Origin of the sequence: Archangium lansingense (genome assembly GCF_026626635.1) — a bacterium.
Lineage (GTDB): Bacteria > Myxococcota > Myxococcia > Myxococcales > Myxococcaceae > Archangium > Archangium lansingense.
This window is the reverse complement of record NZ_JAPNKA010000001.1, coordinates 11596200-11617486: the sequence shown is the minus strand read 5'-3', so window position 1 is coordinate 11617486 and position 21287 is coordinate 11596200. Positions and strand designations below refer to the sequence as shown.

General features: G+C 68.5%; 18 protein-coding genes. 7 read left to right on the top strand and 11 right to left on the bottom strand.

Translation table 11 applies throughout. From position 1 onward, the window contains the following. Positions 1 to 49 precede the first annotated feature (49 nt). Together OV287_RS46410 and eutB are read right to left on the bottom strand one after the other, a co-directional pair. A complete protein-coding gene (locus tag OV287_RS46410) occupies positions 50 to 2416 on the bottom strand; it encodes a glycoside hydrolase family 88 protein (protein ID WP_267540490.1) in 2367 nt (788 codons plus the stop codon). Between the two features lie 167 nt (positions 2417 to 2583). Beyond that, positions 2584 to 4986, bottom strand: coding sequence for an ethanolamine ammonia-lyase subunit EutB (gene eutB, locus OV287_RS46405; RefSeq protein WP_267540489.1), 2403 nt, complete (start codon positions 4984 to 4986; stop codon positions 2584 to 2586). A gap of 212 nt (positions 4987 to 5198) precedes the next feature. Here eutB and OV287_RS46400 point away from each other — a divergent pair, with 212 nt between their 5' ends. The 3 genes from OV287_RS46400 to OV287_RS46390 are packed head-to-tail and all read left to right on the top strand — an operon-like array spanning position 5199 to position 7250. Then, positions 5199 to 6302: an alanine racemase gene (locus OV287_RS46400; RefSeq protein WP_267540488.1), complete on the top strand. Its 1104-nt coding sequence runs from the start codon at positions 5199 to 5201 to the stop codon at positions 6300 to 6302. Then, positions 6299 to 6799 carry a DUF1905 domain-containing protein gene (locus OV287_RS46395; protein ID WP_308809797.1) on the top strand — a complete coding sequence of 167 codons (501 nt, stop codon included), beginning with the start codon at positions 6299 to 6301 and terminating at the stop codon, positions 6797 to 6799. Before OV287_RS46400 ends, OV287_RS46395 begins: the two co-directional genes overlap by 4 nt. A gap of 55 nt (positions 6800 to 6854) precedes the next feature. After that, entirely contained in the window at positions 6855 to 7250 is a 396-nt protein-coding gene (locus tag OV287_RS46390; protein ID WP_267540486.1) for a hypothetical protein, read from the top strand. A gap of 71 nt (positions 7251 to 7321) precedes the next feature. On the opposite strand, the gene OV287_RS46385 is transcribed toward OV287_RS46390, so the two are convergent. Next, positions 7322 to 8008, bottom strand: coding sequence for a phospholipase D-like domain-containing protein (locus OV287_RS46385; RefSeq protein ID WP_267540485.1), 687 nt, complete (start codon positions 8006 to 8008; stop codon positions 7322 to 7324). A 96-nt stretch (positions 8009 to 8104) separates the two neighbouring features. On the opposite strand from OV287_RS46385, the gene clpP reads away from it, so the two are divergent. Together clpP and OV287_RS46375 are read left to right on the top strand one after the other, a co-directional pair. Beyond that, positions 8105 to 8722, top strand: coding sequence for an ATP-dependent Clp endopeptidase proteolytic subunit ClpP (clpP, locus tag OV287_RS46380; protein ID WP_267540484.1), 618 nt, complete (start codon positions 8105 to 8107; stop codon positions 8720 to 8722). 230 nt (positions 8723 to 8952) lie between these two features. Continuing rightward, a complete protein-coding gene (locus OV287_RS46375) occupies positions 8953 to 9228 on the top strand; it encodes a hypothetical protein (protein WP_267540483.1) in 276 nt (91 codons plus the stop codon). Positions 9229 to 9327: 99 nt separating this feature from the next. On the opposite strand, the gene OV287_RS46370 is transcribed toward OV287_RS46375, so the two are convergent. The 3 genes from OV287_RS46370 to OV287_RS46360 form a co-directional block, all read right to left on the bottom strand. Next, complete coding sequence (locus OV287_RS46370; RefSeq protein ID WP_267540482.1) at positions 9328 to 10314, bottom strand: alpha/beta fold hydrolase; 987 nt, start codon at positions 10312 to 10314, stop codon at positions 9328 to 9330. Positions 10315 to 10404: 90 nt separating this feature from the next. Beyond that, positions 10405 to 12078, bottom strand: coding sequence for a bifunctional metallophosphatase/5'-nucleotidase (locus tag OV287_RS46365; RefSeq protein ID WP_267540481.1), 1674 nt, complete (start codon positions 12076 to 12078; stop codon positions 10405 to 10407). A 72-nt stretch (positions 12079 to 12150) separates the two neighbouring features. Next, positions 12151 to 13356, bottom strand: a complete 1206-nt coding sequence (locus tag OV287_RS46360) for an SRPBCC family protein (RefSeq protein ID WP_267540480.1) — start codon at positions 13354 to 13356, stop codon at positions 12151 to 12153. 168 nt (positions 13357 to 13524) lie between these two features. On the opposite strand from OV287_RS46360, the gene OV287_RS46355 reads away from it, so the two are divergent. Both OV287_RS46355 and lepB read left to right on the top strand, forming a co-directional pair. Beyond that, the gene (locus tag OV287_RS46355; RefSeq protein ID WP_267540479.1) at positions 13525 to 13827 is read left to right on the top strand and encodes a hypothetical protein; all 303 of its coding nucleotides are present in this window, start codon (positions 13525 to 13527) and stop codon (positions 13825 to 13827) included. A gap of 39 nt (positions 13828 to 13866) precedes the next feature. Further along, positions 13867 to 14436, top strand: a complete 570-nt coding sequence (lepB, locus tag OV287_RS46350) for a signal peptidase I (RefSeq protein WP_267540478.1) — start codon at positions 13867 to 13869, stop codon at positions 14434 to 14436. 47 nt (positions 14437 to 14483) lie between these two features. Here lepB and OV287_RS46345 read toward each other — a convergent pair whose 3' ends face one another. The 5 genes from OV287_RS46345 to OV287_RS46325 all read right to left on the bottom strand — a co-directional run bounded on the left by OV287_RS46345 (position 14484) and on the right by OV287_RS46325 (position 21033). Next, positions 14484 to 14705 carry a hypothetical protein gene (locus OV287_RS46345; protein WP_267540477.1) on the bottom strand — a complete coding sequence of 74 codons (222 nt, stop codon included), beginning with the start codon at positions 14703 to 14705 and terminating at the stop codon, positions 14484 to 14486. A gap of 170 nt (positions 14706 to 14875) precedes the next feature. Beyond that, the gene (locus OV287_RS46340; RefSeq protein WP_267540476.1) at positions 14876 to 16699 is read right to left on the bottom strand and encodes an AMP-dependent synthetase/ligase; all 1824 of its coding nucleotides are present in this window, start codon (positions 16697 to 16699) and stop codon (positions 14876 to 14878) included. 34 nt (positions 16700 to 16733) lie between these two features. Continuing rightward, a complete protein-coding gene (locus OV287_RS46335) occupies positions 16734 to 18215 on the bottom strand; it encodes a hypothetical protein (protein WP_267540475.1) in 1482 nt (493 codons plus the stop codon). Beyond that, complete coding sequence (locus OV287_RS46330; RefSeq protein WP_267540474.1) at positions 18212 to 18571, bottom strand: hypothetical protein; 360 nt, start codon at positions 18569 to 18571, stop codon at positions 18212 to 18214. The genes OV287_RS46335 and OV287_RS46330 overlap by 4 nt, the downstream gene beginning before the upstream one ends. Continuing rightward, on the bottom strand, positions 18568 to 21033 hold the full coding sequence (locus OV287_RS46325) for an Hsp70 family protein (protein WP_267540473.1): 2466 nt from the start codon (positions 21031 to 21033) through the stop codon (positions 18568 to 18570). Before OV287_RS46325 ends, OV287_RS46330 begins: the two co-directional genes overlap by 4 nt. Positions 21034 to 21287: the final 254 nt, after the last annotated feature.

Sequence of the window (21287 nt, the reverse complement as noted above, 5' to 3'; positions counted from 1 at the left end):
CCGGATGCCTCATTCCCGGGGAGTTCCCGGTGCCAGGGCGCTGCGCGGCCTATGACTGACGCCGGCTGCGCCGTCCCGCTCCCAGCAAGACCAGCAGCACTCCGGCCATGGCGAGCGCGGAGCCAGGGGCCGCGGCGCAGCCCCCGAGGCTCTCCTCCTCGGAAACCGCCGTGCCGAGTGCCTCCGGCGCGGGGAGGTCCGGATCGCCCAGGCCCGCGCTGGTGATGCTCATCACAGACCTCACGCTGTGCCCCGCCACCTTGAAGTCTCCGTCGGCGGCGATGCTCCTGAGCGACACCTTTCCGAGGTCATCGGTCAGGGGGGCTCCGGTGCGGAAGGCGAAGCTGTCGGCCAGCAGCACCTCGTTCCCGCCCGGCGGCGTAATCCAGACGCTATAGACCTTCGCGTTCAGGTCCGTCCTCATGCGGACGCGATAAGTGGTGTTGGCCAGATAGGGCAGGCTGGTGAGCGCGGCGAAGGCACCGCCCCGGCGCACGTCGAAGAATCCCTCCGGGTTCATGCGGATGGTCATGGCCAGGACGGAGTAGCCGGTGACGGTGACCGAGCTGTCCGCATAGCCGACCACGGCGTCGATGGGCCTTCGTGCCGGTGTCACATCGAACACGACCTCCCGTATCCCGGTGTTGCCGGTGCCCAGGTCATGCACGCTCCTGGAGAAGTCGGTCGTCGAGAACCACTCCACCGGCGGAGGAGCTCCCTCGGGCCTTACGGTGTGGTTGCTCACCCGGAAGTCGTAGTCGAAGCGGACGCTCCGCAGCGACACCTTGCCGAGGTCGTCAATTGCTGGTGCGCCAGTCCGGAAGACGAAGCGATCGGCCAGCAACACCTCGCTCCCGCCGGGTGGTGTCACCCAGACGCTATAGACCTTCGCGTTCAGGTCCGTCCTCATGCGGACGTGGTAGGTGGTGTTGGCCTGGTAGGGCAGGCTGACGAGGGCCGCGAAGGTATCGCCTCGTCGCACATCGAAGAATCCAGCCGGGTTCATGCGGATGGTCATGGGCAGCGAGCCGTAGCCGGTGACAATCGTCGAGCTGTCCGCGTAGCCGACGACACCATCGACGGTATTGCTGAACGGCGTCACGTCGAACTCGACCACCTGTATCCCGGTATTGCCAGCACCCAGGTTGCGCACGCTCCCGCTGAAGGAGATTGACGAGAACCAGCTGCCCGGGGTGAGCCGCTTGAAGCGCAGGACGGCCTCGACGAAGTAGTAGTCCCCGTAGATGAGGGTCTTGTCGATGTCCTCCCCACTCGGCTTGATGGCAGTCTTGTAGAACGCGGTGCCGTGCAGGAGGAGGCCCGGGCTGGCACTGGTTGCGGGCGTCAGGTATGCCGGGGAGCTGAGAGAGTCGAGCATGGCCAGGGCCGCGTTGCGGTACCGCTGGGCCACAGCGGGGTCGCTGACGTACAGGCTCAGCTCCTGGAGCGCCGAGGCGACGATGGCAGCGGCCGAGGAGTCCTTCTGCTGCTGGTCCGCCGGTGCGTTGAAGTCCCAGTTGGGGATGGAGTCCGCGGGCAGCCGGGCCAGGTAGTACTCGGCGGTTCGCACGGCGCCCTGCAGCATGCGCGTGTCCCGCGTGTAGCGGTACGCCATGGTGAAGCCGTAGATGGCCCAGGCCTGCCCTCGAGACCAGGTGGAGCTGTCGGAGTACCCCTGGAACGTGCCTCGGGAGCGGATGCCGCCCGAGGTGTTGTAGTCCACCACGTGGAAGGTGCCGCCATCCGCGCGGACCATGTCCGTCAGTGTCTTCAGGGCATGGCTGAGCGCCATGTCGTTCCAGGCGGGATTGCCTCCGTTCCGGGCGCCCCAGAAGAGCAGCTCCAGGTCCATCATCGTGTCCGTGACCATGGGCACCTGCCAGACGCTGTCATTCCAGTCGCAGCAGTCGATGACGCCCACCGTGGGGTTGTAGCGTCTGGCCAGCGAGCCCGCCGCCGTGATCATGACCTGCCGGTAGTAGTCATCCCCCGTCAGCCGGTACGCATGGCCGAAGCTGGTCATGAACTTGAAGCCCAGGTCATGGGTGATTTGACGGATGTCCGGATGCTCCTTCTGAAGCTCCAGGTTGCGCGTCCACGCATCCGCCCTGGAGCGCCAGAAGGGATCTTTCACGTGGTCGTACATGAACCAGAGCTGGCCCGGGAAGAAGCCCTGGACCCAGTCGATTCGAGCTGTGTTGGCGACGGTCCTCCACGGACCGTTGGTGGTGGCTTTGGGGTACTGGGTGGTCGGTATCGCGGAATTGGTTGCTGTGGCGCGCAGCTTCTGTTGAGCGTGCAGCAGGACTCGGTCCGCCGCCGCTTCATCGAAGGCGCTGGCCGGCGCCGCCGCGAGCACGCAGAGGCACCCCACCAGCAGCCATGGGAAAGATTTTTCTCTGGATCCGCCCACCATTCCCGCTCCTCCCTGTGTCATGTGGAGTGGGGAAGATGGGGTGCGAGAAGGAGATGGCCAGTGGCCCCGTGAGGGATGGCTGCGTCCATGCCTCGACGCTTCCATCCCGTACGGGCTTCCCGGTACGCGACCGTCGTCAGGCGCTCAGGCTCTCGTGGATGTTCACCTCAGGAAGAGATGAGCCGCTCGAGGATTCTCACGGTGTCCACCGCGGCGGTGGACGGCGAGAGCGCCGTGTCCGCGATACCCGACACCACGCGGGTGATGTCGTGGTCCACCTCGCCTGCCTGGGCCCACGTGCTCACCTTGGGCGCGGTGATGTAGACGGAGTAGGCGTGGTGCCCCGAGCCGGGTCGCTCTCCGATGATGTGCAGGACGGCCCGGTGCGAGTCCTTGTCCGGCAGCGAGCCGAACAGTACCTCGCCGATGTGGTAGCCGGCGCGCACCCGCCCTGACGACACCACGATGGGTTGCGGCGCTACCTTGTAGCCCGCGGCCTCCAGCTCCGAGCGCACCCGCTCCAGGTATGGCGTGAGGTGCCCCTCGTCGGTGAGCGCGTAGGCGTTGAGCCCGTCGGAGATGACGAGCTGCACGTCATACTGGCCCGCATGCGCCTCCTTCAGGACGCGCAGGGACTCCAGCGCCTTGTCGGAGAGCTGCTCGCCCGTAGGCGGATGGAGGATGTAGTCCTCACGGTCCTTGGAGCCGGTGGCCACGGAGACGGCGCCGGGCATCATGCTCACGAAGGTCGCGGGCAGCTCGGCGTGGATGCTCTTCTTCGCGTCGTCGTAGAGGTAGCGGATCTCCTGGTCCAGCGTGGGGTTCAGGTCCCAGGTGTTGACGCCGTGGCCCTCGGCGAGCCACACGCCGCGCTGGCGCACCTCGGCCATCTTCGCCCGGGCCTCCGCGAGCAGCTCCTCGTCCGAGCGCGTGTCGCCCTTGCGCCGCTGGTACTGCAGGTACACCCAGGAAGGGTCTCCGAAGTGCGCGGTGGGCCTGCCCTGGGCGTCGAGGATGCCGAGCTCGATGAAGAAGGCCCACATCCGGTCATCCACCTTGTAGCCGAACTTCTCGCGGAGGCGGACGTGGTCCTGGAACGCCGTGGTCAGGTAGCTGAGCATCGGATCGTTCTTGGTCGGCAACGCCATGAGGTAGGCGGGGTTGGCCGGCATGATCTGCTCCAGGCACCAGTCGAGGTCATCCAGGTTGACCTCCATGTGCAGCGTGGAGCAGACGTCCAGCCCGAGCGTGAGCCCGTGCAGCTTGCCCATCACGATGTCCTCGAGGCAGCAGCGCACGAGCTGCTCACGGGTACGGAACACCTCGGGGCCGATGAAGCCGGCCACGTCGTTGAGGTGCACCCAAGGGGCAGAGGGTCTACCTGCTCCGAGCTGGGCCTGGGCCACGTGCTCCTTGAGCACACGCGCGAAGCCGTACTTGCGGGACTCGTGCACCACCATGTCGAAGCCATTGCCGTGGCCGTTGGTGCCGTCGGCGCCCTGGCCCGTTTCGAAGTAGAGGCCGTATTTGCCGGTTCGCTGGGCCGCATGCTCCAGCATCTTCGGGATGGTGACGTCGAACGTCTGGTTGGCGCCTTCGGTGCCTCCGAGGCTCTGGAACCAGAGCGCAGTGGAGCCGGGCTCGAGCTTCTCCACCTCGGCCTGGATGTCGATATGAGACAGCACGCAGTGGGGCATCACGTCCGCGATGCCGAACGTCTCCAGGACATCCTTGAGCGTGTTCTCCACCGTCCGCACCGAGGCCACCTCGCTGGAGACGGGGTTGGTGCCGAGCAGGACGTCCCCCACGGCGAAGGCCCAACCGTTGAAGACCTGCCAGCGGATGTCGTCCGGGTGGTCCGTGGGCGAGTTGGGCTGGATGCGCGCGCCCAGGTAGCCCTTGGAGCCGATTCGACTGCCGGGCAGCGGGTTGAAGAGCTTGCTGCCCACGGCGATGAGCTCCGCGTTGCTCATCAGCTTCACGATGCAGCCGATGATGTCGCTGCTCAGCCCGGGCATGACGGCCTTGACCTCCGCCTCGCTCTTGTCGAGGAGGAAGCGCTTGAGCTCGCCCATCGTCCAGCCCTTCACGGTGTCAGCCGCGGAGGCGTCCACGCCCTGCTCGATGAGCGTGAAGAGGCCGTCCTCGAAGAGCGGGTGGGCACGCAGGTCCCCGATGCGCGTGTTGGTCAGGAGGAGGCGTGCGTTGGCGCGGGAGGTGGCGTCCGCGGCGGCCAGGCTCGCGGCCTCGTCGCCTTCCTTGTACTCGTTGGCAGCGCCGATGAGCTGCCGATAGCGGATCGGGTCGAAACCGCCCCGCGTGCGCTCCAGGTAGCCGAAGAGGGTCTCCCCCTCGTTCACCGAGGGGATGTAGACGCCGGGCGGAAGAGGCTGGGACGGCTGGGGCGGGTCTTTCCGGCAGGCCGCGAGGGCGAGCGCGGAGCTGCCGAGCATCACCGCCTTCATGAACGTTCGGCGGCGCATCACCACCGTCTCCCCTCGCGGGAGCGAGAGGGGCGTGGGGTGGAGTTGCATGCCACGGCGTGGCCGGACTCGATGCATCGTCTTCATGGCTGTCCCCCTTGTGCGGATGGGGAGATCTTGAGGAACGCCGGCACCTCCAGGCAAAACGGCCCTGCACGACATTGCCCACTGGTGAGCGTTGCGCGCAGCCCGGGTTCCGGAGAGCCTCGGGGGCGCATGAAGGAGCCGGTGCACGCATCGGATGCTCTTCACGTGGGGCTTCGAGACGTCTGGCTTCAGGAGTACCGTCCGGAGCCCGTATGAGCCTTCCCTCCCTGGACAGCATCGAGACCCCCGCCGCGCTGGTCGATGATGACCGCCTGGAGAAGAACCTCCAGAAGGCGGCCGCGTACATGCGCGAGCACGGGCTGCGTTGGCGGCCTCACACGAAGACCCATAAGGTGCCGGAACTGGCGGCGAGGCAGCTCCAGGCCGGAGCCTCCGGCATCACGGTGGCCACGCCGCGAGAGGCGGAGGTGATGGGCACGGTGGCCGACGACGTGCTCCTGGCCTACTCGCCCGTGGGGGCTTCCAAGCTGGCGCGGCTGATGGCGTTGCCCTCGCGGGTTCGGCTCTCGGTGGCAGTGGACTCACGGGAGGCATTGGCGGGGCTGGCCGAGGCCGCTCGCGGTGCGGGGCGCCGCGTGAGCGTGCTGGTGGAGCTGGACCTGGGGATGCGCCGCGTGGGCGTGCCGACGCCGGAGGAGGCGGTGGCGTTGGCGCGAGCGGCTGCCGGGACGGAGGGGCTCGAGTACCTGGGCGTGATGTTCTACCCGGGGCACATCCGCATGCCGCTGGCCGAGCAAGGCCCGGCGCTCGCGGAGGTGTCGCGGCGATTGGGCACGTTCCTGGATGCGCTGGAGGCCGCGGGGTTGAAGCCGGGTGTGGTGAGCGGCGGCTCTACGCCCACGCTTTGGCGCTCGCACGAGGTGGTGGGGATGAATGAGATTCGTCCGGGCATCACGCCCTTCTTCGACCGGGCGAGTGCGTGGATGGGCGTGTGCGGCTGGGACGAGGTGGCCTACTCGGTGCTAGCGACGGTGGTGAGCACAGCGGTACCAGGGCAGGCCGTCATCGACGCGGGCTCCAAGGCGCTGGCAAAGGAAGAGCTGCCGGTGGGCTCCTACGGCGCGCTGTTGGAGCGGCCGGAGGTGGTGGTGCATGCCCTGTCCGAGGAGCACGGGATGCTGGACCTGTCACGCACCACGTGGAGGCCGCGCGTAGGTGCGCGGGTACGAGTAGTTCCCAACCACGTCTGCGTCTCGGTGAACCTGCAGGACGAGCTGTGGGCCGTGCGCGGTGGACAGGTGGTGGGCCGCTGGGACGTGACGGGGCGGGGCCGCGGGCCGGCCATCCGGGAATGAGCCGGGCGGGGCGTATTACGTCCGTTGTCTTCGAGGAACCGATGCGCCAGGAGAAGTTTGCGACAGTCGTAGAGGCTGGGCACATGGGGCTGGTCTACATCCAGCTCTCGTTCGACCCGTCGGTGGCCTGGGACGTACGGCCGCGCCAGTTCGTCCAGGGGCGCTTGAATAGCAGCCCCTTCCAGGGAGAGGTCGGCTTCAGGCGGAGGAAGTTCTACATGCTTCTCGACGAGGAGCTTCAGCGGGTGGCGGGGTTGTCACCGGGCGACGCAGTCGAGGTCGTCATCGAGCCCCGCGAACCGGCGGAGGCGGAGCTGTCCTCCGATGCCCGCCTCGCGTGGATCCGGCCAGCCGGGGTGGCGGCACCGCGCGCAAAGAAGACCGTCAGAGCCGCCACGAAGAAGAAGGTCACCCGCGGGGCCACGAGCGAGGCGCGGCCTGTGAAGACACCCGCTCGGAAGAAGCCAGGGGCGCGCAAACGGGCCGTGAAGACTTGACCCGGTACATGCACGTTGCTTGTGTGCCTCTGCCCAACACGAAATCGAGCCCCCCATGAAGATGCAGAAGCTGTCCGTGTTCGCCGTCCTCGCCCTCGGGGCCTCCGTCGCGCTCCTGGGTCCAGTCCCGTCCCATGCGGCGAAAAAGCCCGCGGTCATCGAGCCCATGGGCATGGTCCTGCCGGCCAGCCTTCCCAAGGTCATCTTCTACTTCCGGGCTCCGGGGGGCACGACGCTCACGGGGTCCTTCATCGCCGAGGACGTGGGCCAGTCCGCTCCGAAGAACTTCGTCATCGACTCCGCCACCGTGACGGCCCAGGACAAGATGGCGGCGACCTTCGCGCTCGGACGGCCCACCAACGGCTGGCCGATCGGGCAGTACCGGCTCGAGATCAAGCAAGGAGCGAAGCTCGTGCACACCGAGCGCTTCATGATCATGGACGTGAAGTAGCGCGCCGCTCAGTACTCGACGCGCCCCTTCTGGCTCTGCCGGTACACGGGGAGCCTCATGGGCAGGGAGCCTCAGCCCAGCGCGGTCCAGAGGTCGTCGAAGGCCCGGCAGAAGGGCTGTACCAGCCGAGGGTCATCCGACACGAGCACGTTCTCGTGGTTCTCGCTTGCCGCCGAGCGCGTCCAGTTGTAGCTGCCGGTGAGCAGCCGCATCCGGTCGAACACGGCGAACTTGTGGTGCATGTGCGCCTCGGTCCGGTCCACCCGGACGGGAACCCCGGCCTCCCGCAGCCGGTGGATGTCCGAGCCAGGGTCCAGGGCCTTGTCTCCGTCCGATACCACCCGCAGGCGCACGCCCCGCTCATGGGCCTCCAGCAGGGCCCGGGTGATGCGGTCGTCTGTGATGGTGAAGACACAGACGTCCGCGCTGCCCCGCGCCTCGCCGATGAGCCGCACGATGGCCCTTAGCGGTGCTTCTCCAGGGCTGAAGTGGGCCTCCATCCGGCTCGCCTCCCGCAGCTCGCGCGAGGGCTGCAGGGCCTTCACGGTGTCCTCCAGCCAGCCGATGACCTCGCGGGCGCGGGGGTCGCTCACGGAGTCGCGGGCCAGCTCGAACGCCCGTGAGCGGAAGAGGGCCAGCACGGCCTCACCCGCCTTGCGGTCGTCCAGGACGGCCTGGAGCGCCTGGCGCTCGGTGCGGGTGAGCGTCCGGTCCTCCAGGGTGGCGGCGAGGATGGCATCGATGTCGGAGGCGTTCATGGGGGCGCTCGGGTTGAGCCCCGAGCGTAACCTGGAGCACGGTCCATGAAGAACGGACGGGCGCCGGGCGGGAATGCGGATTAGTGTTGGGGGGCCATGAACATCCCCTTCGTCATCGAGACCACCCACCGGGGCGAGCGCGCATACGACCTGTACAGTCGGCTCCTCAAGGACCGCATCGTCATGCTCGGCACGCCGGTGACCGATGATGTGGCCAACATCATCGTCGCCCAGCTGCTCTTCCTCGAGTCCGAGGATCCCGACAAGGGCATCAACCTCTACATCAACTCGCCCGGAGGCTCGGTGACGGCGGGCCTGGCCATCTATGACACGATGCAGTACGTCAAGTGTCCGGTGTCCACCATCTGCATCGGGCAGGCGGCCTCGATGGGCGCTCTGCTCCTGCTCGCCGGGGCTCCGGGCAAGCGCTACGCCCTGCCCAACGCGCGCATCATGATTCACCAGCCGCTCGGCGGGGCTCAGGGGCAGGCGTCGGACATCGACATCCAGGCCAAGGAGATCCTCCGCCTGCGCTCCTACATCAACGGCCTCATCGTGAAGCACACGGGCCACACCATCGAGCGCATCGAGAAGGACACCGAGCGTGATTACTTCATGAGCGCCGAGGAGGCTCGGCAGTACGGCATCCTCGATGAGGTGGTGACCAAGCAGGTGCTCTCGCCCGCGGTCAACACCAACAAGGACAAGAGCTAGCTTCACCCAGGCTCGGACGGCAGACGCAGGGGTTGCAGCTCGGAATTCCCCCGGGTGCAACGCTTGCGTGCCGGGCGCGGGGGCTCTCGTCGCGTCGCGAGGGAGCCCCCCTTGGCACGGACCATGCTCACTTTTGGACTGTCATGGTCCCTCTTCGTCCTGCCCTTGCCTTTGTCCTCTCCTCTGCCCTTCTCGGCCTCGGTTGTACCGGCCCCACCACGGAAGGGCGGATGCGACCGGAGTCGTCGAACACCGTGCAGCAGGAGCTCGGTTACAACGAGATCATCCGCCTCGGTGAGGAGTACGCCGTCTCCTCCGGCTACGAGGTGACGGATGTCGCCGAGGCCGTGGAGGTGCGTCCCAACTACTGGCGCGTCCGCTTCGGCCTGGCACCCCGGGGCTCGGGCAAGCTGCTGGATATTGAGTTCGACGAGACCCGGCGCGAGGTCGTGGGCACTACCGAGGTGGAGGGCGCGACCGGTGGTGGCGGGATACCGGTTCCCTAAAAGGGGTCCGGGAAGGTGCATCGGGTCCCCAGTTGCTGAGCCAGGGGCCCGGATACCCTCACCCCCGTCCCCTCTCCCGGAGGGCGAGGGTGGGAGTGCTCACGGCAGGGACGACAGGAACTGCGCCACGTCGTAGGTGAAGCGCTCCGACTCCTCCAGGTAGGGGAAGTGCCCGCTCTGCTCGTACTCGAGCAGGGTGGCATGGGGCAGCGCCTTCGCCAGCGCTCGCATGCTCTCCACACCGATGGAGGCGTCATGTTGGCCGCCGATGACGAGCACCGGCGCGGTGACTCGCGCCGAGGCTGAGAAGCGGTAGCGGAGCAGCTCGGTGGAGAACAGCGCCCGCGACATCTCGCCCGTGTTGCGCAGGCCGCTCTCCGCCTCCACTGCCTCCTGCATCTGCTGGTACATCGGGCTGCGGAACTGGAGCTGGTTGAAGAAGGCCTGCGCGTCCATGCCCTTCAGCGCCTTCATCACCTGGGCGTAGTCCGAGGGGTCGCCCGAGGCGCTCGCGGGCGTGGTCATCCGCCCGGGGTGGAGGCGCTCGAGCTCGCGCTTCCAGGTGGCGAAGGTGCTCTCCGCGTCGGAGAAGCCGCTCACCACGACCAGGCCCGTCACACGCTCGGGGTGGCGCGCTGCGTACTCCAGCGCGAGCGTTCCGCCGAAGGAGTGGCCCAGCAGCACCCAGCGCTCCACGCCCAGCTCCTGGCGCAGCGCCTCCAGGTCCGCCACCAGCACCTCCAGCGAGTAGCGGCCATCCCACGGGCGCTCGGAGCGGCCACAGCCACGCTGGTCCAGATACACCATGCGCCGGCCCTTCTCCAGGTGCGGGCCCATCAGCCGGGCGAAGCTATAGCTGTTGTTGCCCGGGCCTCCGTGAAGGAAGAGCACCGGCGCGCGCTCCGCCGGAGTCTCCCCGGCGACGCGGTAGTACAGCCTCACCCCGTTGATGATGCGCTGGTGTTCTCCCTGGGCCAGCGGGGCCACGGGGGGGCTGTTGTTGACGCGGGGCGCGTGGTGCGTGCAGGCAGTCACCAGCGCACACACCACGGCACAAGCCAGAAGTCCAAGACGCGAGGAACGCATGGCCTCTATGTGTGTGGCCTCTCCCCGCGGGTTGCCCGTGCCGGGCTTGGGAAGTGTCACCCGCTGTCCGGCACGACTGTTGGCTGGGCGCTATTCCATGCGAAGGATGCGGTTCGTCTCGGGTGGCTGCAGGGGGGCGTGGGCCTTCAGCCAGGCTTCCATGGAGTCCACGTCCATCGGGCCGCCTTGCCGCTCGGTTCCTTCGGTGAACACGCGGAACCCGTCTCCACCATTGGACAGGAAGCCGTTCACCGTCACGCGGTAGTGGCCCGCCGGGTCCACGGGCGCGCCGTGGAGCCGAATGCTGGCCGGGTCTACCTTCTGGCCCACCGGCGCAGAGCTCTTCCACGTGTACGAGAAGCCCTTCGACGGCTGGAGGATGCGCACGAGGCTGCCCTCCCACTGCTGCTCCAGCAGGGTGTGGAGCTGCGCGCCGGTGAGCGTCATCGTCACCAGGCCATTGCCGAAGGGCTGCACGGTGAAGGACTCGCCATAGGTGACGTCGCCCGCGTCGATTTCCGCGCGGATGCCGCCGGGGTTCATGAAGGCCACCTGGGCCTTCGCGCCCTGGGTCGCGGCGAGCTGTGCGTCAGCGAGGGCGTTTCCCAGGGTGGACTCACCCGATGGCCACCGCTTGGAGTTCGGCTGCTGGAGTGGTGCCGTCACCTGGCCGAGGACGCGGTTGCGCTGGGGCGCGGCCAGTCCGTCATAGCGCTCGATGAGCGCCTCCACCTCGGGGACGCCCTCCGTGTCGCGGGTGACGGGCACGTTGTGCGCGGTGGTCTCCACCACGTCCCCGGTGGTCGTGTCCAGCACGAGCTTCATGTCCGTGATGAGTCGTCCGTAGGAGGCCGCGCTGGTCACTCGCTTGCCGGCGACGACGCAGTTGTAGGCCTGGTGGGTGTGGCCGCTGATGACGACGTCCACCTCCGGGTCCATGTGCTGGACAATGTCCACGATGGGTCCGGAGATGCCCTCGCACCCGTCGTACCCGCCCGGCTGGACACCGCCCTCGTGCACCACCACCACGATGGCGCGCACGCCCTGCTTCTTCAGCTCGGGCACCAGGGCGTTGACCGTCTCGGCCTCATCGCGGAACTGGTACCCCCGGATGCCAGCGGCGTCGACGATCTCCGGAGTCCCCTCGAGCGTCATGCCGATAAAGGCCACCTTCACGCCCTCGAACTCACGCACGGCGTAGGCCGGGAAGAGGGTCGTGCCCTGGCCGTCCACCACATTGGCGGAGAGGAACTGGAACCGCGCACCCTCGAAGGGCGTGCCGTCCTGGCAGCCGTCCACCGGGTGGCAGCCGCCGGTCTGCATGCGCCGGAGCTCGGCGGTGCCCTCGTCGAACTCGTGATTGCCCACGGCGTTGATGTTCAGCCCCGCGAGGTTCATCGCCTCGATGGTGGGCTCGTCGTGGAAGAGCGCGGAGACGAGCGGGCTCGCGCCGATGAGATCTCCTGCGGACACCACGATGGTGTTCTTCGGGTCGCGAGCGCGCAGCCGGGCGAGGTGGTGGGCGAGGTGGCTCACGCCTCCCGCATTCACTCGTGCGGGGCTGCCGTCGGGGTTGCTGCCCGTGCGGAGCTCGCCCGAGGACCCCGCGGGGGGCGTGAGGTTGCCGTGGAAGTCATTGATGGCCAGCACCTGGACGGTCACCGTGCGGGAGGCTGTGCTGGGCCCGGGCCGTGGGTGGGCGCAGGACAGCTGCAGCGCCGTGGCGAGCAGGAGGAGGTGGAGGGAGGGGAAGGAGGAGCGCATGAGATGGCCCCTATCTCACAATCCGCCCCCTCCTGCATGCCCCCGCTTGTCCCGCGCGGCGGTGGGCCGGCGTCAGTGCACCGGCCGAGGCCCGGACCGCTCCGGCGTCGAGGGCGAGAGCTGCTCGCGCGAGACGGTCTCGTGGCCCGTGGCCTTCCCCGTCTCGACGAGCGACTTGAGGCGCATCAGGTCATCATCCATCTGCTTCTTGGGGTCGGCCCCCAGCAGCCGGGCGAAGGCGTGACCCAGCGCGCCCGCGGGTGGGTTGTAGGACATGCGGATGTCCAGGCGCGTGGAGCGGCCGTTGTTGCAGGGCTCGAAGTGGATGATGCCCGCGTTTTCCACCGTGGAGTTCTCCACGCTCTTCCAGGCGAGCACCTGGTAGGGGATGAGCCGGGTGACGATGGCATCCCACTCGAAGACGGTGCCGGCCGGGCCCCTGACGCGCCAGTGCGAGCGGTCCTCGCCGCTGGTGCGCACCTCCTCCACGTGGCTCATGAAGCGCGGGAAGTTCTCCATGGCCCGCCAGAAGCCGAACACCTCCTTCACCGGCGCGTGGACGGTGATGTTCTTGTGAATCTCGATGGCCAGCCGGCCGCCGCCGATGCCGGTGAGGCGCTTGAGCTCGATGTTGGTGATGCTGCGCAGGGTGAGCAGCGAGCCCAGGAAGACCGAGGCCATGCCGCCCAGGCCGCCGCCGCGGATGCCCCACGTCAGCAGGCTCGCGCCCCCAAGGCCCGCGACGAAGCGCGCCGCGGGTGACCAGTTGTGCTGGAGGAACTCGGGCCGGTCTCCAAGGCGGATCGCGCCGCCCTGGAGCTCCGGGTGCTTGTCCGAATGCTTGAACACCTGAAGGTTGTCCGTCACGTCCAGGACACCGCGCACGCGCGTGAGGCGGGAGAGGATTCTCGGGTGCTCGGGCTTGAGGACGACGCCGCTGAGCTGGACCCGGCCCTGCTCGACGACAAGCTGGATGGAATGCGGGTGCGAGCACACGCGGCCGAGCGCCGAGCGGATGCGGGCCTCGATGGTCCTGTCATCCACCTCCTCACGGCGCATCCGGCTCAGGGTCTCGAAGACATAACCGCGCGAGCGGTGGGCCAGGTCGCGCACCACCACGCCGGCCGCGTCTCCCGTCTCGTGCACCACGTGACGGGCCTTGTCCTGCGCCACGGCCCGGCGGCGCCGACCACTGCGCGGGTCCGCTAGGTACATGAGTCCCGCGCCCAACCCTACACCTCCCACGAGCGACCCTAGCATCCCGACTGGAACTCTCATCTCCCTGCCCTCCTTGGAAACCCAGTGGCCCCAACGTGGGGCTGCCGGGCGTGCGCGACAGCAGGCAGGCGAGGGGTTCTCTCCTTGGCCGTCTCATACCTGTACCCACCTGGATGAGCAGATTGATGACGCTGGGCGGACAGCCCGATCACCCAGGAGGGGGGACGCATGCCTGAGAAGACGCCGACGACACCCGGAGCACCGACGAAGGAGCCGGAGCCGCAGAAGCCTCCGCAGCGGGATCCGGGGCCGCAGCCATCACCGGAGATTGAACCGCCGACCCGGAGACACCAGCCGGAGATTGAGCCTCCCACGCGTCAGCCGCCGGAGATCGAACCGCCCAGCCGACGTGAGCCTCCCATGGAGGAGCCGGGCCGCCAGGCCGAGCCGGAGCTCAATCCTCCGGGCATCCACGAAGCTCCGGATCCTGGCCAGCAGCCGATGGGGGCTCCACCCGACGTCATCGCGTGAGAGCCGCCTTCGACGCGCGCCGGCTGTAGACTCCCGCGCGTGGAAGAGGCGACAGGGAAGAGTGACGGGAAGAGCGAGGCCAGGGCCGGCAAACGGCAGTGGAGCTGGCTCGTCCTGCCCGGAGTCGCCCTGCTGCTGGCAGTGCTGGTGCGCGGCTGGGTGGCGGAGCCTCGTTTGATCATCTCGGACTCCATGGAGCCGGCCCTGACCTATGGGGATCGGCTGCTCATGGAGAAGGTGTCCTACCGGTTCCACCCACCGCGCGCCGGGGACCTCGTCGTCTTCGAGCCACTTCCCAGTGCGGACCGGCGGGGTGCCCTCCGGGTGGATGCCCACATCAAGCGGGTCATCGCTCTACCGGGGCAGGTGGTACGGGTGCACGAGGGACGGGTGCTCATCGATGGGCAGCCGCTCGAGGAGCCCTACGTGGCCGAGGCGCCCGACTACGAGTGGGGACCCACTCGGGTGCCCGAGGACATGCTCTTCGTGTTGGGGGACAACCGAAACGCCAGCGCGGACTCCCATGTCTGGGGATTCCTGCCACGGCGCAACGTGCTCGGCCGGGTGTGTCTGCGATTCTGGCCGCTTGGGCGCGCTGGCAGTCTCTGAAGCGCGGGTGGGGCAGTGGGGCGAGCCCCACCCGGCAGCAACGGAGCTTAGCAGCTAGAGCTGCAGTAGCCCGTGCACCGATCCCACTTGGCCTCGCAGCTCAGCTCGCAGTTGATGTCGCCGCCACAGCCATTGATGCACCGGGTGTACGCGGGATCACAGGACGAGCAGCACGGAGCCGCGGCCGTCTCCTCGACGCCCGTGGTTGCACCCAGCACACCACCCACCGCCACCGCCAGGCCGAACAGCGCGATCTTCAGACCCTTCATGATGTCTTCCTCCAGCATTCAAAGGCACACGGAACGGCAGGAATTGCCGGTCAGCGCTAATCCTATCTTTGTCGGATAAAGCTGACAATAAGTGAAAGCCGTATTATTTTGTATTCCGTGTGTCTGTATTTGTTTGCTGGGGCCGTTCTCGCTGAGCCGGGAGGGCCTCGTCAGTCACCTCCGCCCGCGCGCTCGTACAGGTGCTCGATGAGCTGGGCATAGTGGGTGCTGACGATGTGGCGCCGCACCTTGAGCGAGGGCGTCAGCTCGTTGCGCTCGATGGTGAAGTCCTGCGGGAGGATGGCGAACTTGCGGATGGACTCCGCGCGTGACACCGAGCGGTTGGCGCCCTCGATGGCGTGGCCTACTTCGCTGCGCAACGCAGGGTCCTCCACCAGCGACTCCAGCGGCTGTCCATCGCGGCCGTTCTTCCGGGCCCACAGCTTGAAGGCTCCGGGGTCGAGTGTGACGAGCGCCGCCACGAAGGGCTTGCCCTCGCCCACCACCATGGCCTGGCTGACGAGCGGGTGCTCGCGGATGCGGTCCTCCAGCGGCCCCGGTGCCACGTTCTTTCCCGCGGCGGTGACGATGATCTCCTTCTTGCGGCCGGTGATGTGCAGGAAGCCCTGCTCGTCCAGGCTCCCGAGGTCTCCTGTCTGCAACCACCCGTCCTGGGTGAATGCGCGCCGCGAGGCCTCCTCGTTGTGCCAGTAACCCCGGAAGATTTGGGGCCCCTTCACGAGGATCTCTCCATCCTCCGCGATGCGCACCGTGGTGCCGGGCAGCGGTTGGCCCACCGTGCCAATCCGTAAGGCGTGGTCGACGTTGATGGTCAGCACGGGGCTCGTCTCGGTCATGCCGTAGCCCTCGAGCACCTTCACGCCCATGCCGTTGTAGAAGTGGTTCAGCCGCTCGGGGAGGGGCCCACCGCCCGACACGACGAAGCGCAGCTCGCCGCCGAACACCGCGCGCAGCGTGCGGTACACGAGCCGCTCGAACACCGCATGCTGGAGCCGCGCCACGAGTGAGACGTGGCCCGCGGAGCGCTCGCGCGAGTACCGGATGGCTGCCTCCGCGGCGAGGTTGAACACACGCCCGCGGCCCGCCTGCTCGGCCTTCTGCTGCGCCGTCTGGAACACCTTCTCCAGCACCCGGGGCACCGTGCCGAACCACGTGGGCCGCACCATGGCGAGCTCCTCGGTCAGCCTGCCGGGGCTGGTGGCGAAGGCTACCGGGTTGCCGCGCTCCACGGCCGCGAGGAAGAGCATCTTGGCCAGCGCGTGGGCGAGCGGAAGGAACAGCATCGTCCGGTCCTGCCCGGTGATGATGTTGCCCGCGTAGTCCAGCACCTGCAGGGCGTTCATCCGGATGTTGCCGTGCGTGAGCTCGCAGCCCCGAGGCCGCCCCGTGGTGCCCGAGGTATAGATGAGGGTGGCCAGGTCGCTGGTTCGCAGCCGAGACAGGCGCTCGTCGAGCCGGGCCTCGTCGACCTCGTCCCCGCGCTGCTGGAGGTGCTCGAGCGCTGCCTGGTCGATGACGAAGGTCTGGCGGCAGTTCGGGAGCCGTTCCGCGGCCTGGCGGTAGAGGGCGTGCAGGGCATCGGTCTCGAAGAAGGCCATCACGGCCCCGCTGTCCGAGAGGATCCACTCCACCTGCTCGGCGGAGGAGGTCTCGTAGATGGGCACCGTGGTGGCCCCGGTGGCCAGGATGGCGTAGTCGAGCAGCACCCACTCGACGCGCGTCTTGGACATCAGGGCGATGCGCTGGCCGGGCTCGATACCGAGCGCCATCAACCCCCGGGCGAGCCGGCGCACCGTGCGCGCGATGTCCGCGGCGGTGAGGGGCTCGAACCGATCACCCACGCGGCGCGAGAACAGCGGCTTGTCCGGCGTCTGGCGGGCGTGCTCCAGCAGGGGTTGGAGCAGGTGTGCATCCGGTGCGAGCGTGACCTGACCCTGCCCCACGGCTTCTTTCTTCTGCGTGCTCCCACTCATAGGGAGCCCACCATAATGCTCGAAGCAGGGATTGCTACGGTCCGCAGCCCACGTTGTTCTGGTAACGACGGCAATCCTCGTCGGTGCCCACCGCGCGCGACTCGTCGAGCAGCCACCGGAACATCCCGTTCGCGATGGCCTTCTCCTCGCGCTCGTTGAAGAGCCACACGCCCAGGTTGCACAAGGGAACGTTCACCGCCTCGAAGGCGAGTCGTCGTGCCTCGAGCCCGCCGATGGACGCGGCCTGGGTGCACTGGTGCTGGAGGGCCAGGATGTGTCGCCACTCCTCCTCGCTGGCCAGGGGCCGCCGCTCCGCCAGCCGATTCTCCATGTCCTGGGCCGCGGACTCCACACGTTCGAGGAGCTCGTTGCGCACCCGGTATGCCACGCGCTCGACCATGTCGCTGCCGGGCTCGAGCTGTGCGAGCTTCACCTCCCGGGCCAGGGCCCAGGCCGCCAGCTCCTCGGAGACCTCCACTCCGAGCGCGTCCAGCGCCTCGGTTCCGGTATGGGGCCCCAACCCCTGCGCACGCTCCGCCGTGAGGTCTCTTACCTTCCGAGAGGACAGCGCCTCGTCCCACGCGACCGCCGCGGCGGAGAGCGCCAGCACCTCTTGTCCCACGGGCACCCGAGAGAGGGCCGCGTGCAACTCCAGCGCGCGTCCCAGGGGCTCCGCCGCCTGGGGCTCACCAGCATCCAGCTCTGGGAGAGCGAAACGACGGGGAGGGGGCCGCCACGCGAGCTTCAGCAAGGGCCAGGTGGCCCACCAGCGGCGGGCGAGCACCCACCACACCCCGAGGATGAACCTGCCCGCGCGAGGCTCGGCCAACAGGCGTCGGGCTGCGGCGCGGAAGAAGGCGGCGAACGAGTAGGAGCCGGTGCCACGCTCGGAGAGCTCGAGCACGTCGCGCCACCGTCCCTGCGCGGCGGTGTCGGCGAGGCACCACTCCAACGCCAGCTTCCGGGCGAGCCGGGGCGCGATCCGTTGGTCCAGGATGCTCACGCTGCGGCACAGGACCCGTGCCGTCTCCAGGTCTCCGCGCGCGGCGGCCATCAGCCCGTGGGCGACGATACCGGCGCCCCGTAGCGAGCTGTCCGCCTCCTCCAGCTTCGTCTCGACGAAGGCCCGGTCCTCGGGAGAAGGATTCCGGGTGCGTAGGAGTGCCCAGGCGGCGGCGAGCGCCTGTCCACCCCGAGGGTCCGATCCCCAACTCGCCATGGCCAGGTAGCCGAAGCGGTACGCCGCGCGTGGCCAGCCCAGCGGGATGAACACGCAGCGGGCAATGGTCCAGGGAAAGCACAGGGCGAGTCCCAACAGGAAGAACGGCGCGAAGAACCACACGCCATTGAGGAGCCCGAACAAGGTGAACAGCGTTGCCGGGAGGATGAGGAGGACGGTGAGGGCGAGATAGCCCGCCTTCGTTCCGTAGGGATCCGCCTGCTGCTGCCCGCCCTGGTTCCCGTTCAATAGCCGGAGCGCGATGATGACGCCGATGATGGCTCCGAAGGGGATCATCCCTGTCTCCTCCAGCCGAGCCGCACTGGCGCCTCGGGCCAGGGGGCGGGCTCCTCCCTCGCGGGGGCTTGGGCCGTCGGAGGCGCCGGGGGAAGCTGTGCCCAGAGCGCGTGCTGGAGCCGGGTGGTGGGGTCTCTCAGGGTAGCCATGGCGGCGCGGACGAGCTCGGCGGTGCGCGGCATGCGGCCCACGGGCGTGTCGTAGTGCGCGGCCTCGGAGAGTCTTAGCTCCAGCATGGCGAGCAGCTTCTGGCCCTCTCGCTCCACCTCCATGCGGGTGCAGGAGGGGCGCAGGCCCAGTACGTAGAAGGCGTTCTCCTTGAGCCGGGCGAAGACGTCCTTCTCCGAGAGGCTCATCGGACCCCCGAGTCGTGTGCCAGCCGGCGCTCCTTCGCGTCCTCCGGCAGCAGCCGCCAGAGCTGCTCCACCACCTGGCGCAGCTCGTCGCGGCGTTGCTGCTCCAGGGCGCGCCGGCCCCGCTGCACCAACTCCTCTGCCCGGGCCACGTCGGAGGCCTCGGACACGCGGCTGGCGGCGGAGTCGAACTGCCACTCCCACGCGGACGGATGACGGAAGAAGGCCGCGTTGCCCAGCTTGCGGATGCTGCGCAGGTGCCGCTGCAGCTCCACCGCCTGACGTCCGGCGCGTGCCCGCTCGCAGGCCTTCATGGCCTCGTCGAGCAGCTTCTGCTCCGCGGGGGTGCCGAACTGCGCCACCCAGGAGGATGCGACCGCGAGCTCCTCGCGGACCGTCTCTTCCAACTCCGGCCAGCGCAGGCCCGATTCCGCCTGCTCCAGCTGCGCGTCCAGGTCCAGCAGTCCGCGTCGGGCCTTCTGCCCCGCGTCCGCGTCCCCTCCACGTGCCGCCTCCACGTCTCGCTCGATCTCCGCGAGTGCCAGGTCGGCGTTGGACAGACTGGCCACCACCCTGGGGGAGCCGCGTTGGAAGGCCGAGGAGCGCAGCAGGGACAGCCGCTCGCGGGCGGCGGTGAGGCCCTCCTGGAGCGACTCGGGCGTGGCGTCCGGCACCTGGAGCTGGGCCACCTGCTCGAACACCTGGCCCAAGGCGGGCACCAATGCGCGGGCCGATAGCCGGCCGCCGCGGTCCAGCTCCAGCGTCAGCTCCACCTCGGCGTCGGCGGGCAGCGAGGCTTTGAGCTGGTCTCCGCGAATCTCCAGCGCGCCCACGAGCCGGCACAGGTGGGCCCACTCGAGCTCGCCTTGGATGATGGGGATGCGCAGGACGTTGCCGGTGGAGCCACGAGCCACGGCCTCCACGGTGCGCTGACGGAAGGTGCGGCGAGCGGGGAGGGGAGCGCCGCGCTCGAAGTAGACGCGCACGGCGTTGTTGGCGAGCGCCACGCCGATGCTGCGCGACAGGGGTGGATCGCTCAGGGTGAGGCCCTGGACGATGGTGAACGAGGCGGGCGATAGGGGAACGGGCTTGCCGTCAGCGCCGAGGCCCTCGATGCGGAAGGTGTTGGGCTTGCGCGGGATGAGCTCTACGGAGAGGACGAAGGCGCCTTCGGCGGAGAGCGGGGACTCGGGGCTGCTCCAGGCTCCGTCCGTCCGGACGAGCCGGACCTGGGTGGGCTTGGGGCCGGAGTCTCCCTCTACCAGTCGGCCCACCACGTGCGGTGACAGGTCCGAGCTCATGGCCGGGTACTGGAGCCACACCTTGCGGCCGGAGGGCGGAGGCTGGGCGCTGGAGGCGGCAGGGCGGCCATCGAGCCCGGAAGAGGCAGCGTAGAGAGCGGCGCCCTGGGCCACGAGCGTCATCGGGTCCAGCCCGTTGGCAAAGGGAGCACCCAGCGCGGCCTGCACCTGGGCGCGGAGGAAGGGCATGGCGGTGGGGCCGCCCACCAGCACCACCTTGCCGAGCTGCGAGGGCTCCAGGCCATGCGAGGCCAGCAGCCGCAGGCAGACGTTGATGGAGCGCTGCACCATGGGGGCGCAGGCAGCCTCCACGCGGGAGCGGGTGAGAAGCACGTCCACGTCCACCGGGCCGCTGTCGGTCTCGAAGGCACCGGGCACCAGGAGGGGAAGCTCGTCGGTGCGGGACAGCTCGATCTTCGCTTCCTCCACCGCGCGCTTCAGCTTGCGCAGGGCGGTGGCGTGGCGAGGGTCCGCGCGACGGATGTCGATGCCTTGGGTGCTCAGGAGTTCGGCGAGCACGGCGTCGACGATGGCCTGGTCGAAGTCGCGGCCACCGAGGAAGTTGTCGCCGTCATGGCCGACCACGCGCAGCAGGCCATCGCGCGTCTCGAGGAGGGACACGTCGAAGGTGCCGCCGCCGAGGTCATAGACGAGCCAGCTGCCCTCGTCCGAGTCGGCGCTCCAGCCGGCGGCGAGCGCGGAGGCGACGGGCTCTTGGATGAGCTCCACGCGGGAGAAGCCGGCGAGGCGAGCGGCCTCGGAGGTGGCGGCGCTCTGGGGGAGCTCGAAGAGGGCGGGCACGGAGATGACAGCGCACGAGGGGGCCACGCCGAGCTGCTGCTCCACGTCCTTGCGGAGGGACTTGAGGACCTCGGCGGCGAGCTCCTCGGGCTTCTTGGAGAGCCTGGCGGCGGCGAACTCGAGGGCCTGGGAGGTGCCCATGAGGCGCTTGAACTCGGAGCGGGTGTTCTGCGGGTCCGTGTCGATGAGGCGGCGGGCCCGGTCTCCAACGGTGACAGCGCCCCGCGCGTCGATGCGTACCACCGAGGGCGTCAGATTGGCGCCCTGGGCGTTGCGGATGAGGGTGAGCTTCTCCCCATCGAAGGCCGCCGCGGTGGAGTTGGTGGTCCCGAGATCGATGCCGACGTACAGCGGTGTGGCCATGATGGCGGCCGAGCATACATGGGGGCACCGAGCTGGTGCACCAGGACCGTATACTTATTGGTTCGGTAGGCGGTCTGCGAAGTACCGCCCAAGCAGGCTTGAGGTTACCTCAACTTGCGCGTGACGAGCCCTAACGTGTCGCCTTGGGATGTTCTGTCAAGCTCAGGGCTCAAGACCTGAAGCCCGGCTTCCTCAAGACAACTCTTGAAGAACCAGTCGAGCCAACTAGGGGCTGTGGCAGGCCATATTTTTGC